At 68.0% G+C, this 13079-nt stretch carries 7 protein-coding genes, 2 pseudogenes and 1 riboswitch; of the genes and pseudogenes, 3 read left to right on the forward strand and 6 right to left on the reverse strand.

Going from position 1 to position 13079, the window contains the following annotated elements; genetic code table 11:
- Nucleotides 1–108 precede the first annotated feature (108 nt).
- The 6 genes and pseudogenes from INQ43_RS03190 to INQ43_RS03215 form a co-directional block, all read right to left on the reverse strand.
- Nucleotides 109–1065 (reverse strand): annotated as a pseudogene (locus INQ43_RS03190) (threonine dehydratase); the annotation flags it as partial.
- 4 nt (nucleotides 1066–1069) lie between these two features.
- Nucleotides 1070–1975, reverse strand: a complete 906-nt coding sequence (locus INQ43_RS03195; RefSeq protein WP_194037085.1) for an aminotransferase class IV — start codon at nucleotides 1973–1975, stop codon at nucleotides 1070–1072.
- Complete coding sequence (locus INQ43_RS03200) at nucleotides 1966–2202, reverse strand: ACT domain-containing protein (protein ID WP_194035066.1); 237 nt, start codon at nucleotides 2200–2202, stop codon at nucleotides 1966–1968. Before INQ43_RS03200 ends, INQ43_RS03195 begins: the two co-directional genes overlap by 10 nt.
- 136 nt (nucleotides 2203–2338) lie before the next feature.
- Nucleotides 2339–3976, reverse strand: a pseudogene (ilvG, locus tag INQ43_RS03205) (acetolactate synthase 2 catalytic subunit); the annotation flags it as partial.
- On the reverse strand, nucleotides 3973–5019 hold the full coding sequence (gene ilvC / locus INQ43_RS03210) for a ketol-acid reductoisomerase (RefSeq protein WP_194035068.1): 1047 nt from the start codon (nucleotides 5017–5019) through the stop codon (nucleotides 3973–3975). The pseudogene ilvG and the gene ilvC, both read right to left, overlap by 4 nt.
- An 80-nt stretch (nucleotides 5020–5099) precedes the next feature.
- On the reverse strand, nucleotides 5100–6830 hold the full coding sequence (locus INQ43_RS03215; protein ID WP_194035069.1) for a dihydroxy-acid dehydratase: 1731 nt from the start codon (nucleotides 6828–6830) through the stop codon (nucleotides 5100–5102).
- 468 nt (nucleotides 6831–7298) lie between these two features.
- A riboswitch (TPP riboswitch) is annotated at nucleotides 7299–7403 on the forward strand.
- Nucleotides 7404–7491: 88 nt separating this feature from the next.
- Between INQ43_RS03215 and thiC the strand changes: the two genes are divergently transcribed.
- The 3 genes from thiC (at nucleotide 7492) to INQ43_RS03230 (ending at nucleotide 13061) form a co-directional block, all read left to right on the forward strand.
- Complete coding sequence (gene thiC / locus INQ43_RS03220; RefSeq protein WP_194037086.1) at nucleotides 7492–9447, forward strand: phosphomethylpyrimidine synthase ThiC; 1956 nt, start codon at nucleotides 7492–7494, stop codon at nucleotides 9445–9447.
- A 177-nt stretch (nucleotides 9448–9624) separates the two neighbouring features.
- The gene (locus tag INQ43_RS03225) at nucleotides 9625–11997 is read left to right on the forward strand and encodes a winged helix-turn-helix domain-containing protein (RefSeq protein ID WP_194035071.1); all 2373 of its coding nucleotides are present in this window, start codon (nucleotides 9625–9627) and stop codon (nucleotides 11995–11997) included.
- Nucleotides 11998–12170: 173 nt separating this feature from the next.
- Nucleotides 12171–13061, forward strand: coding sequence for a helix-turn-helix domain-containing protein (locus INQ43_RS03230; protein ID WP_194035072.1), 891 nt, complete (start codon nucleotides 12171–12173; stop codon nucleotides 13059–13061).
- The last annotated feature ends 18 nt before the right edge of the window (nucleotides 13062–13079 follow it).

Below are 13079 nucleotides of genomic sequence, written 5' to 3' on the forward strand. Positions count from 1 at the left end.
AGTGGGCGCCGGCGTGGGTTGCTCCACGGGGCGGGACGGCGCGGAGGCCGTGCTGGCAGGAGAAAGGGGGCGGACCGCGGAGGTATGGGTGGGCGGCGCGATGTCGCGGCTGCGGCGACGCGGCCGGCGCGGCGCGCGCGGGCGGACGTCGGCGAGCAGTTGCGCCAGCACGCTGGCGTCGATGTTGCCGCCGGAGACGACCGCGCATTTGCGGCGTCCGGCGACCCGTCGACCGGCGGCGAGGGCGAGCGCGCCGGCACCTTCGGCGATGACGTGTTCTTCCAGCGCCAAGCGCACCAGCGTCTCGCGCAGCTCGGCCTCGCGCACGATGACAACGTCGTCCAGCAGCTCGGCCAGCAGCTCGCGGGTCAGCAGGCCGGGCTCCTTGACCCGGACCCCGTCGGCCAGGGTGGTGGCACTCTCGCGCAGCTCGAAGTCGCCGCGCAGCGCACGCGCCATCGAGTCGACGCCTTCGACCTGGGCGCCGACGATGCGCACGCCCTGGGATTTCAGCGCCAGTGCAACACCCGACGCCAGACCGCCGCCACCGATCGGTACCAGCACGACGTCGGGAGCCAGCGCGGCCATTTCCAGGCCGACCGTGCCCTGGCCGGCGATGACATCGGGGTCGTCGAAGGCCGACAGCAAGCGGTAGTCGTTCTGCTCCGCCAGCTCCGCGGCGAACGCCTTGGCTTCGTCGTAGGTATCGCCGTGCAGCCGGACGGTCGCGCTCCAGTGGGCGACACCGGCGACCTTGGTCTGCGGGGCGTTGCCCGGCATCACCGCAATGACCGGCACCCGCAGCCGGTAGCCGGCCCAGGCCAGCCCCTGCGCGTGGTTACCGGCCGAAGCGGCGATCACCGGCCGCTGGTCGCCACGCTCACGCATCGCGAGCAACGCGTTCATTGCCCCGCGCACTTTGTAGGACCCGGTCCGCTGCAGGTTTTCCAGCTTCAACCAGCAGCCGAAACGCTCGGCATAGTGCAACGGCGTCGCCGCCAGGTAGGGCCGCAAGCGCGCCTGCGCGGCCAGCACGGCGGAAGCATTCACACCTGCCAGGGCCATCGCCTCAGTCACGGGGCAGGCCTACATCCGTCAGCCAGACGCGATGGATGCTGTCCGCGCCACTGACCACGTCGCGGTAAAGCTGGGCGATTTCCCGGCCGCGTTTGTCCGATGCGAAGCGGTGCTCGTTGAGGATGTTGATCGGCGTAATTTCCGCCGCGGTGCCGCAGACGAAGACCTCGTCGGCCTGCAGCAACTCCTCCAGCGGGACCGGCCGCGACTCCGCGCCGGTCAGCGCGATCACCGTGTCGCGGGTGATGCCTGGCAGCGCATCGGCGTGGTCGACGGCGGTCAGCTTGTCGCCGTTGAGCATGAACACGTTGGCGCCTGTGCACTCCACCACCATGCCCGCCTCGTCGACGAACAGGGCCTCGTCGAAGCCGCGGGTCTTGGCCTCGTGCTTGGCCAGGATGGAGTTGACGTAGGCCCCGCACAGCTTCAGCGGCGGCAGCGAGGTTGCCGGATTGCGGCGCCACGAGGACACGCCCAGCTTCACCGCGCTGCCCGACAGATGCACCACGGTGCCGAAGGTGGCGACCATCAGGTGCTTGCTCAGCGGCGCGACGTCCAGGCCGATCGAACCGGTGCCGCACCACGCCAGTGGCCGGATGTAGGCCGCGCTCTGGCGGTTCGCGCGCAGCACCTGCAAGGTCGCCTCCGTCGCCTGCCGGATGTCGAAGTCGATGCCCAGCAGCTCGCAACCCTTGCGCATCCGCTCCATGTGGTCGGGCAGGCGGAACACCGCCGACGAGCCATCGACGGTCTGGTAACTGCGGATGCCCTCGAACACGCCGCTGCCGTAGTGCAGGGCGTGCGTGGTCAGCGGTGCCAGCGGCGCGTCGGCGGGTGCCAGCTCGCCGTCGAACCACAGTTTCAGCACAGGGCTTCCCGCGGCGTCTTTCAGCGACATGGCGAGACCTCCACGGCGAGGCAGTCGTGCAGCTTGTGCAGCTGGGCCTGCAGACCGTCGCCGCAGCGCTGGCCTTCCACGTTCATGCGCAGGTGCCAGTGCTCGCCATCGGGCTGGAGTCCGCCATCGACGCCGACGGTCTGGAAGCCGCGGCGCTCGGCGGTGCCGATCACCCGGGCCAGTGCGCCCTCGGCGCGGCGCAGGATGAGGTCAATCTGGTAGCGCATGTGCGTTCTCCGGATGGGCTGATTGGGGTGGGGTTGCGTGCACGTGGACCACGCCGGCGTGGGCGGGCGAGGCGTGGCTGGCGACTGCTGCGGCGGCGTTCGCGCCCGGGATCGAACGCGGCGCCGTTGATTCGTGGAGCATCTGCGCGTTGTTGTGGTTGGGTGGCACCAGCGGCCAGACGTTGGCGTGGGCGTCGATGGAGACGTGCAGCAGGGCCGGTCCGGGTGCTGCGATCAAGCGCTGCAATGCCGACTCGCAGTCGTCCGCGCGGTCCAGCGCGAACGCCTGGATCCCGAACGCCTCGGCAACCGCCACGAAGTCCGGGTTGTCCGACAGGTCGGTCTCCGAGTAGCGGTGCTCGAAGAACAGCTCCTGCCACTGCCGGACCATGCCCAGGCGCTGGTTGTCCAACAGCACGATCTTCACTGGCAGCCGGTAGCGCACGACGGTCGCCAGTTCCTGCACGTTCATCAGGAACGACCCGTCCCCGCTGACACAGAACACCTGCGCCTGCGGATCGGCCATCTGCGCGCCGATCGCGGCGGGCAGGCCGAAGCCCATCGCACCCAGTCCGCCGCTGGTCAGGTGCTTGCGTGGATCGTTGAAGCCCCAGTGCTGGGCGACCCACATCTGGTGCTGCCCAACATCGCAGCTGACGACCGCTGCCGGCGCCAACTCCGACAACCGCCGCAGCAGCGCCGGCGCGTAGACGGTGGCGGTCGGGGCGTCGTAGCGTGCGGCGTACTGGCGTTTGCGCGACTGGCAGGTGGTCCGCCAGGTCGAACATTCCGGCATGGCCGTGGCCAGCTGGTTGAGGCTGTGCTGCAGCTCGCCATGCAGCACCGCATCGCAATGGCGCAGCTTGTTGAACTCCGCCGGGTCCACGTCCAGGTGGATGACCTTGGCGATCGGCGCGAACTGGTCCAGCCGCCCCGTTGCTCGGTCATCGAAACGGGCGCCGACCACCACCAGCAGATCGGCTTCCTGCACCGCCATGTTGGCCGCGCGGGTGCCGTGCATACCCAGCATCCCCAGGTTCAGCGGATGCGCGTCGGGCAGGGCACCCAGCCCGCGCAGGGTCAAGACCGTGGGCACCTGGATGGATTCCACGAAGGTGCGGAACTCGGCCACCGCATCCCCCAGGGCGATGCCGCCACCGCCATAGACGACCGGTCGGCGCGCCTTGGACAGCAGCTCCAGGGCCGTCACCAGGTCGACGTTGGTTGCCGGCGGGTTGGGGTCCACCGGAGCGGGTACGTGGGCCGGCAAATGCGCCGCCGTCGCCAGCTGCACATCCTTGGGCAGGTCGATCAGCACCGGTCCCGGCCGGCCGCTGCGGGCCAGCCGGAACGCTTCGCGCACCACCTCGGGCAGCTGGTCGACGCTGCGCGGGATAAAGCTGTGCTTCACCACCGGCAGGGTCATGCCGAACACGTCCACTTCCTGGAAGGCGTCGGTACCCATCAGCGTGGTGGCCACCTGGCCGGTGATCACCACCATCGGCACCGAATCCAGCATCGCGTCGGCGATGCCGGTCACCAGGTTGGTCGCGCCCGGGCCTGAGGTGGCGATGCACACGCCAACCCGGCCGCTGGCGCGGGCATAGCCGTTGGCGGCGAACGCCGCTCCCTGCTCGTGGCGTACCAGCACGTGCTTCAGCGGGCAGCCGTACAACGCGTCGTAGAACGGCATGATCGCGCCACCCGGATAGCCGAACAGCGTGTCCACCTTTTCCGCGGACAGTGCCTCCACCAGCCAGCGCGCGCCGTTCATGCCGAGGCCGGCTCGGCGCGTTCGTCCACCGCCTTGGGAGCGTTAGCGGACGCCGCCGCATCCGCCTTCGGTGCATCGCACAGCCACGGCATCGCCGCGCGCAGCTTGCGCCCGGTCACCTCGATCGGGTGGTCCAGGTCGGCCTGCTTCAGGGCCTGGTAGTTGGCGTTGCCGGACTTGTACTCGGCGATCCACTGCCGCGCAAAGGTGCCGTCCTGGATTTCCGTCAGCACCTTGCGCATCTGCGCGCGGGTGTTGTCGTCGACCACGTAGGAGCCGCGGGTCAGCGCGCCGTACTGCGCGGTCTCGCTGATGAACTCGTGCATGCGGGTGACGCCACCCTCGTAGAACAGGTCGACGATCAGCTTCAGCTCGTGCAGACACTCGTAATAGGCAACTTCGGGCTGGTAGCCCGCTTCCACCAGGGTCTCGAAGCCGGTCTGGACCAGCTTGGTCGCGCCGCCGCAGAGCACGGCCTGCTCGCCGAACAGGTCGGTCTCGGTCTCTTCCTTGAAGGTGGTCCTGATCGCGTTCTGGCGCGCGCCGCCGATGCCGGCGCAGTACGCCAGCGCGAGCTTTTCCGCACTGCCGCTGCGGTCCTGATGGACGGCGTAGACGGCAGGCACGCCGCGGCCGATCTCGAACTCGCGCCGCACGAGCGCGCCCGGGCCCTTGGGTGCCACCAGCACCACGTCCAGATCCGCACGCGGCGTGATCTGGCCGTAGTGCACGTTGAAGCCGTGCGCGAACAGCAGGCACGCGCCCTGGGTGATGTTGGGCTCGATGACCTTCGTATAGAGCTCCGCCTGGACCATGTCGGGCGTCAGCACCGCGACCACTTCGGCGCCCGCGACCGCGTCGGCAGGCGTGCTCACGCGGAAGCCATCGGCCATGGCCTTGATCGAGGTCGGGCCACCCGGGCGCAGCCCTACGGTGACGGCAAAGCCGGAGTCGCGCAGGTTGAGCGCGTGCGCGCGGCCCTGGCTGCCATAACCGATGACGGCGACTCGGGGACGATGGGGGGTGGGGTCGGTGTTGCTCATGGGAGGGATTCCTGTGGAGTGGGTTGGAGAGGAAAAGAGAGGTGGAGGGGAGAGGGGGTTGATCGGATTCGCGCCGGGACTCAGGTCGTCGCCAGTTCGGCTTCGGGCTTCGCGGCCGTATCGGCGCCAACGAGGGTTGCCGGAATGCCGCGGCCGCTCAGTGGGCCGGGTGCGGTGACCGCGCCCAGCGAGGCCGAGCTGACCAGCTGCGCGTACTTCGCGAGCACGCCGGTGGTGACGCGCGGGGCGATGCGCGCGGGGGTCCGCGAGGCGAGGTCCGCATCGACGTCGATGCGTCGGGTGGTGACGTCGATGCTGATCCGGTCGCCGTCGCGGATCCTGGCGATGGGGCCGCCATGCGCCGCCTCGGGCGACACGTGACCGACCATGAAGCCGCGCGTCGCGCCACTGAATCGGCCGTCGGTGATCAGGGCCACGTCATCGCTCAAGCCCTGGCCCACCAGCGCGGCGGTGACCGCCAGCATCTCGCGCATGCCCGGGCCGCCGGCGGGGCCTTCGAAGCGGATCACGACCACGTCGCCGGCGTTGACCCTGCGCGCCTGGACCGCGGCGAAGCAGCTCTCCTCGGAGTTGAACACCCGCGCCGGGCCTTCGAAATGGTTCTGGCCGTGGCCGGCTAGCTTGACGATGCAGCCTTCGGGGGCGAGGTCGCCGTACAGGATCGAGAATCCTCCAGTCGGCTTGATCGGATCGGTCACCGGCCGCACCGCGTCCTGCTCGGCGGCCGCCGGCAACGCGTCCAGCTCCTCGAACAGACTACGGCCGGTGACGGTGGGCATGTCCTCGATCAGGCCGGCAGCGCGCAGCTCATCGGCCACCAGGGCGACACCGCCGAAGGTGAACAGCTCCGCGGCGGTATAGCGTCCACCGGGTTTCAGGTCGGCGATGACCGGGACCGCCGATGCCTGCTGGAACTCCTCCAGGTCGAAGGCCACGCCGGCCTCGTGGGCGATCGCCAGTAGATGCATCGCGCAGTTGGTCGAACCGGCCGTAGCCGAGACCGCGCGGGCGGCGTTGCGCAGCGAGACCGGGGTCAGCAACTGCCGTGGCAGCGGACCGCCCCGGCCCAACTGCTCCATCACCATTCGCCCGCAGGCGTGCGCCGCGGCAGGCTTGTCGCCATGCGTGGCGGGGATGTCGTTGAGCTGCAGCGGCGACAGGCCCAGGAAAGTCAGCACCATCGCCATCGTGTTGGCGGTGAACTGGCCGCCGCAGGCGCCAGCGCCGGGGCAGGCGTGGCGCTCGACATCCGCCAGCTCGGCGTCGTTGATGTGGCCGGCCGCGTGCGCGCCGACCGCTTCGAACACGTCCTGCACCGTCAGCGACTTTTCGCCGGTCGGGCACTGGCCCGGCATGATCGTGCCGCCGTAGAGGATCACCGTCGGGATATCCAGCCGCGCCGCCGCCATCGCGGCTGCGGGCAGGGTCTTGTCGCAGCCCACCAGCAGCACCATCGCGTCCAGGCAATGGCCCATCACCGCCAGTTCGATCGAGTCGGCGATGGTCTCGCGGGAGGCCAGCGAGGCCCGCATGCCGTCGCTGCCCATCGCGATGCCGTCGGTGACGGCGATGGTGTTGAACTCGACCGGCGTACCGCCGCCTTCTCGGACGCCGTCGGCGGCGTGCCGCGCCAGGTCGCGCAGGTTGATGTTGCACGGCGATACGTCCGTCCACGTGTGCACCACGGCGACCAGCGGCTTGGCGATCGCCGCATCGTCCATGCCGGTGGCGCGCAGCATCGCGCGGGCCGGGGCATGGGCGGGACCTGACTTGATGGCGTTGCTTCTCACGTTGACTTTCCTTTCGCTGCCGGCGGGTCCGGCTGGGTGGGTGGACGGAATCGGGAGTCCTGAAACGAAAAACCCCGCGCCTTTTTGGGGCGCGGGGTCCGGTTCCTGTTACTGGGTCTGTGTGGTCTACACGTACCCGAACCCCGCGCCTGTAAGGACGGTAATAAGGAGGGTTACGAGAATGAGGAGACCGGTGGTCAGCGCGGCGCTGCCGCGGCCGACCGCAGGCGCGGGCGCCGTGGTCGGGGCCGTCATGATCTTGCTGCGATGGATGCTGCGCTGCGTCATGGATCGACCTAAACACGCAGCGAACGCAGATGTCAACTGTTTTATCCGCGCGGTCTCCCTGACGCCCGACACGCAAGGAAAACCGCGTCTCCGGCGCCTTTGTCCGGACAGCTTCCAGGGGTCGGATTGCGCCATATCGAGCGCGACTGTGGTCGCTGGCGGCTGTCCATGGTCCAATGCGGCCACAAGCGGGGGTACCGCGCGCCAGTTCCAATGCGCGGTTGAGAAACACCCTTCGAACCTGACGCGGTTGATACCGCCGTAGGGAGCTTTGCCGGACGCCTGGCGTCCGTGCGCCTCCGCTTTGTGTGCCTGCGAACCCTTCGCATCAGTCCGCCTCGTGCGGTCTGCCACATTCAGCGGAAGAATCCCAATGACTGCACTGTCCCCCAATCCCTCCGGCGTGCCGGTGTCCCAGACGACCGACCATCTGCCTTCCAGCGCGCTGGTCCAACAGGCCGACCAACTTTCCGCCGACGTGGTCCGGCCCATGCCCGGCTCTCGGAAGGTGCACGTCCCGGGCTCCCGCCCCGACCTTCGCGTGGCGATGCGCGAGGTCGTGTTGGAACGCACGCCGACCGTTTTCGGTGGTGAGGACAATGCGCCGCTGGCGATCTACGACACCTCTGGCCCCTACACCGATCCCGACGCGCGCATCGACCTGTCGGCCGGCCTCGCGCCGCTGCGCGCGCCCTGGGTTGCCGAGCGCGGCGATAGCGAAGTGCTGGCCGGGCTCAGCTCCAGCTTCGGCCGCGTGCGTGCAGACGATGCCCGCCTGGACGCGGTCCGCTTCGGCAACCGTCCGCTGCCACGCCGCGCGGTTGCGGGCGTCAACGTCACCCAGATGCACTATGCGCGCCGCGGCATGGTCACCCCGGAGATGGAATACATCGCCATCCGCGAAAACCAGCGGATGGACGCGATCACCGAGGCGCACCTGCTTTACCAGCACCCCGGGCACAGCTTCGGCGCCAACATCCAGAAACGGATCACCCCGGAGTTCGTGCGCGACGAGGTCGCCCGCGGCCGCGCGATCATCCCGTGCAACATCAACCACCCCGAGAGTGAGCCGATGATCATCGGCCGCAACTTCCTGACCAAGGTCAACGCCAACATCGGCAATTCCGCGGTGTCCTCCGGCATTGCCGAGGAGGTGGAGAAGCTGGTCTGGGCGATCCGCTGGGGCGCCGACAACGTCATGGACCTGTCCACCGGCAAGCACATCCACGAGACCCGCGAGTGGATCATCCGCAACTCGCCGGTGCCGATCGGCACTGTGCCGATCTACCAGGCGCTGGAGAAGGTCGACGGCCGCGCCGAGGACCTCACCTGGGAGATTTTCCGCGACACGCTCATCGAGCAGGCCGAGCAGGGCGTGGACTACTTCACCATCCACGCCGGCGTCCTGCTGCGCTACGTGACCCTTACCGCGAAACGCGTCACTGGCATCGTCTCCCGTGTCGGCTCGATCATGGCCAAGTGGTGTCTGGCCCACCACAAGGAGAGCTTTCTCTACGAGCACTTCGAGGACATCTGCGACATCATGAAGTCCTATGACGTGGCCTTCAGCCTCGGCGATGGTCTGCGCCCCGGTTCGATCGCCGACGCCAACGACGCCGCCCAGTTCGCCGAGCTCGAGACCCTTGGCGAGCTGACCCGGATCGCCTGGAAACACGACGTGCAGACCATGGTCGAGGGGCCCGGACACGTGCCGATGCACCTGATCAAGGAAAACATGGACAAGCAGTTGGAGTCGTGCGGCGAGGCGCCGTTCTATACGCTGGGCCCGCTGACCACCGACATCGCGCCCGGCTACGACCACATCACGTCGGCCATCGGGGCGGCCATGATCGGCTGGTACGGCTGCGCGATGCTCTGCTACGTCACGCCAAAGGAGCACTTGGGCCTGCCGAACAAGGAGGACGTGCGCGAGGGCCTGATGGCCTACAAGATCGCCGCCCACGCCGCCGACCTGGCCAAGGGGCATCCCGGCGCGCAGGCGCGGGACAACGCGCTGTCCAAGGCGCGCTTCGAGTTTCGCTGGCAGGACCAGTTCAATCTCGGTCTGGATCCGGATCGGGCGACGGAGTACCACGACGAGACCCTGCCCAAGGATGCCCACAAGTCCGCGCACTTCTGTTCCATGTGCGGGCCAAGCTTCTGCTCGATGAAGATCACCCAGGACGTGCGCAACGAATTCGGCGGCAAGGCTTCCGTCCCCGACAACGATGACAACGCGCATAGGGACAGCCAGGAGATTGCCGAAGGCATGGCGGAGAAGGCAGCCGAGTTCCGTGCCGCCGGCGGGGAGATCTACTCCAAGGTGTAACCGGGGCGCCGGGCAATCGCGCAGGGCGGTTGTCCGGCATGCGCACATCGCGTAAACGGCGGCGCGCGCCGGGTGTTACCGTTTGCCGGATGAAGCCCCCCGATTTGCCGACCCTGCCGGTAGTGGACTTTGGGCATATGGTGAATTGGCTTCGCACCCGGATAATCGTGCGTATTCATGTTGCCGCCTGACGCGTCCCCCTCGCCTGAAAGACTGCGCATTGGTCAATGCACGGTCGACGTCCTGTCGCGCGAAATCCACGCGCCGGGCGCGCGGCGCCCGTTCCGCGTGACGCCCAAGGCAATGGCGGTGCTGCTGGTGCTGGTGGACAGCGCGGACCGGGTGGTCAGCCGCGAGACGCTTCTGGAGCAGGTCTGGCCGGACACCCTGCCCAGCGATGACGTGCTGACCCAGGCGGTGACCCAGTTGCGCAAGGCCTTCCAGGAAGTGCGCAGCGACCCGCGTTACATCGAGACCATCGCCAAGGGCGGCTATCGGCTGCTCGCCAGCGTTGAGAACCCTGGCCAGCAGACTTCCCCCGTTGAAACGGGCGACAAGGCTGGTGCGGAGCCGGTGGTCGACCCGTCTGTCGCGCCGAACCCGGTGGCGGTGGAGCCGGTCGTGGTCGCAGATGACCCATCGGACGTACCGGCCCCGCAGCCGCCGACACCGACTGTTTCGGACCCCGCGAAGGCACCGCCAAGCACTGGACCCGACGCGATGCGTGCCGCAAACAGGACGCAGCCACGCTCGGCATGGCGCGGCTGGCCGCTCCTGGCAGCGGCATTTCTGATACTCGCATTGGCCCTTATCGCTGTGTGGTGGCTGACCGGCCGGCAGACATCACCAACGGTCGATCGGAATTCGGCAAATGCGCAACCGCAGATCACCGGTCGGATCGAGCCGTTCCTGATCACCTCCGCGCCCGGATTCGAACTGGCGCCCACGCTCAGTCCCGGCGGCGGGCTGGTGGCCTACATGGCCATCCCGCCGGGCCAGCGCAACATCGCGATAATGATGCAGACCACCGCCCCGGTCGCCCCGCGCCAGTTGACCTTCCCCGAAGGCATGGCCGAGGACTCCTCCCCCCAGTGGTCGCCCGAAGGCCGTGACATCGCGTTCCTGCGGATTACGCCGGGCGAGGACTGTCGTTTCATGGTGGTACGCGCGACGGGGCGCGGTGAGCGCACCGTGGGTACCTGTGATCCCGACCGACAGCCTGATTTCAGCTGGACGCCCGAAGGCGATGGTTTCATCCTGGACCACGGCAGCGGCCCCGGATTGCAGGTGCTTGATCTGGCCAGCGGCGAACTCCGCGCCATCGAGTACGACGCCGACCCCGACCGCCTTGACTCGTCCCCGCGCTACTCCCCGGATGGCCGGTGGATCGTATTCCTGCGCAATGCACCACTGGCTGACTTCTGGCGCATTCCCGCCGCCGGGGGCAACGCCGAACGCCTGACCCGGATGGGCGGTGAGATCCTCGGTTGGGAGTGGCTCCCAGACAACAGCGGGTTCGTGTATGCGCGGCGGAGCGAAGGCGTCAGTCATCTTTTCCACTTCGATATCGCCAGCGGCAATCACGTCGACCTCGGCGTCGAGGATGCCGAGCAGCCCGCTGTCGCCCGTAACGTGGCGTCCATCGCCTACGTTCTGCGCCACGCCCGATTCGGCATCTATCGCTTCAGCGGCACCGGCGAGCAGATAGGCGGTCGCCTTTTCGCCTCGTCAGGGCGTGACCGCGTACCGTCGATCGCCCCTGACGGTCGCCAGCTGGTGTTTGCCTCCGACCGCGCCGGTCCCTTTGGCTTGTGGTGGGGCGATGTCGAGGACCCCGCATCGCTCCGGATGCTGGAAGGCATACAGCCCGACTCACGTCAGCCGGCTGCGTGGTCCAGCGACAGCAAGCGCGTCGTGCTGGTCGGCAGCCAGCGCGGGGCGCCGCCGGGCTCGGGAGACCCCGGGGTGTTCGAGGTGTTTACCGACAGCGGCCGCATCACCCGCCTGCCGGTGCCGGTCCGCGAACCCGTCCAGGTGGCGTTCGCCCCGGGCCCTGGCGGGCCGGATCAGCGCCTCCTGGTCCTGGCCGACCGCGGCGACGGCCGGCTGCGCCTCAGCCTGTTCGCTGACCCGGAACGTCCGGATGCACCGCTGGCCAGCGTGGACGACGTGACCCGGATACAGGTGGATGCACCGCGCGACCGCGTCATTTTCTCGCGCCTGGGCGATTCCGGCCTGTGGCAGGCGGATCCCGATCTTCGACCTGAAAGCATCCGGCCAGTGCAGTTGCAGGAAGGACTGGCACGCTGGCAACACGCCTGGGCGGCCGCCGGCGACGGTGGCACCTATCTGGTCAGGCGTACCCCCGGCTGCCAGTCGCTGTTGATTCACGACCGTGGGGGTGACGGACGGGAGGTCTGCCTGGACGCCGATCGTCGTGCCGCCACCCGCGCCTTCACATTCAACCCGCGCAGCGGCCAGTTGTTCATCACCCTGGCCGAGGTCGACGGCGGCGATATCGGCTTCGCCACGCTGGACGGGGCCGAATAGAAGGACGTTCGCCGTTCAGCAAGCCATTGAAATTCAATGGTAAATTGCTTTCGGAGTTTTGTCGTCAGCTGATTCGGCACAATTTCGTGCAAGTTTTTGCAAACCCACGGAACTCTTCGGGCCGATCAGGCAAACATGCCGGCCTTGTTAGGCACGTTGTCCAGGAGTTCAAGATGGAAAGTCTGGTGTGGGCTGACCGCGGTCAGCAGTTGCAGGTAGAGCCGTCCGATAACGAAGCACAGGTCCGTTGTATGGGCGCGTCGCGTCTGGGCAGCCTGCAACTGCCGCCAACCATCTATTCCATCTGGGTCCAGGTGCGCGGTAGCTCCTGGGTCGAAGCGCGGGAGGGCAAGTTCCGCCTTCGCCGCGGCGACTGGATCGCCTTCGAGCGCGACTCCCGCCCCAGCATCCAGTCCGACCGCCATGGCGTGTGCATCGGACTCGGACTTGGGGCGGAGATGCTGCAGGCCGCCAGCGAAATGGCCGAGCCGGGTCTCTATCCGGGCCGCGGCCACCTGCAGCTGCATGAGGCGCGCATGTTCCTCGATCTGTGGCGCTCCGCCGTCCGTCGTCTGGAGGCCGCACCGACGCTGAACACCGCAGCCACGATCGGAGCCATGCGCCCGTTGCTCCTGAAGCTGGCGTCGATGCAGAGCGAGATGAGCGCCAACATCCCCATGTGTCCGGGTCGGTCACGCCGACGCAAGCGCCAGGTGTTTGGACGCCTTCAGCGCGCGCACATGTACCTCTATGGCAACCGTGATCGGGTCGTGCGCATCAGTGAACTGGCGGAGCTGACCAGCTTCTCCAGCTGGTATTTCTCCAAGACCTTCCATGGCCTGTACGGCGAAAGCCCGCAGTCGGCATCGGCACGGATGCGCCTGGAGCAGGCCGCCGAAATGCTGCGCGACAGCCAGATGATGGTGGGGGAGGTCGCCGCCGCGTCGGGCTTTGACAACTGCTGCAGCTTCGCCCGGGCGTTCCGGGCGCGTTACCAGACCTCGGCGACCAGCTACCGCAAAGCAGCCACCCTCACCGGGAGGGCAGGATCGGCAAAGTCATAGACCGTCCAGGGCAAAGCA

Source organism: Lysobacter sp. H23M47 (assembly GCF_015209765.1).
Taxonomy (GTDB): Bacteria; Pseudomonadota; Gammaproteobacteria; order Xanthomonadales; family Xanthomonadaceae; genus Novilysobacter; species Novilysobacter avium.

Coding starts and splice junctions, on each gene's coding strand:
- INQ43_RS03195 (WP_194037085.1), bottom strand. CDS start 1,975: ATGTCGCTGAAAGACGCCGCGGGAAGCCCTGTGCTGAAACTGTGGTTC.
- INQ43_RS03230 (WP_194035072.1), top strand. CDS start 12,171: ATGGAAAGTCTGGTGTGGGCTGACCGCGGTCAGCAGTTGCAGGTAGAG.
- thiC (WP_194037086.1), top strand. CDS start 7,492: ATGACTGCACTGTCCCCCAATCCCTCCGGCGTGCCGGTGTCCCAGACG.
- INQ43_RS03225 (WP_194035071.1), top strand. CDS start 9,625: ATGTTGCCGCCTGACGCGTCCCCCTCGCCTGAAAGACTGCGCATTGGT.
- ilvC (WP_194035068.1), bottom strand. CDS start 5,019: ATGAGCAACACCGACCCCACCCCCCATCGTCCCCGAGTCGCCGTCATC.
- INQ43_RS03200 (WP_194035066.1), bottom strand. CDS start 2,202: ATGCGCTACCAGATTGACCTCATCCTGCGCCGCGCCGAGGGCGCACTG.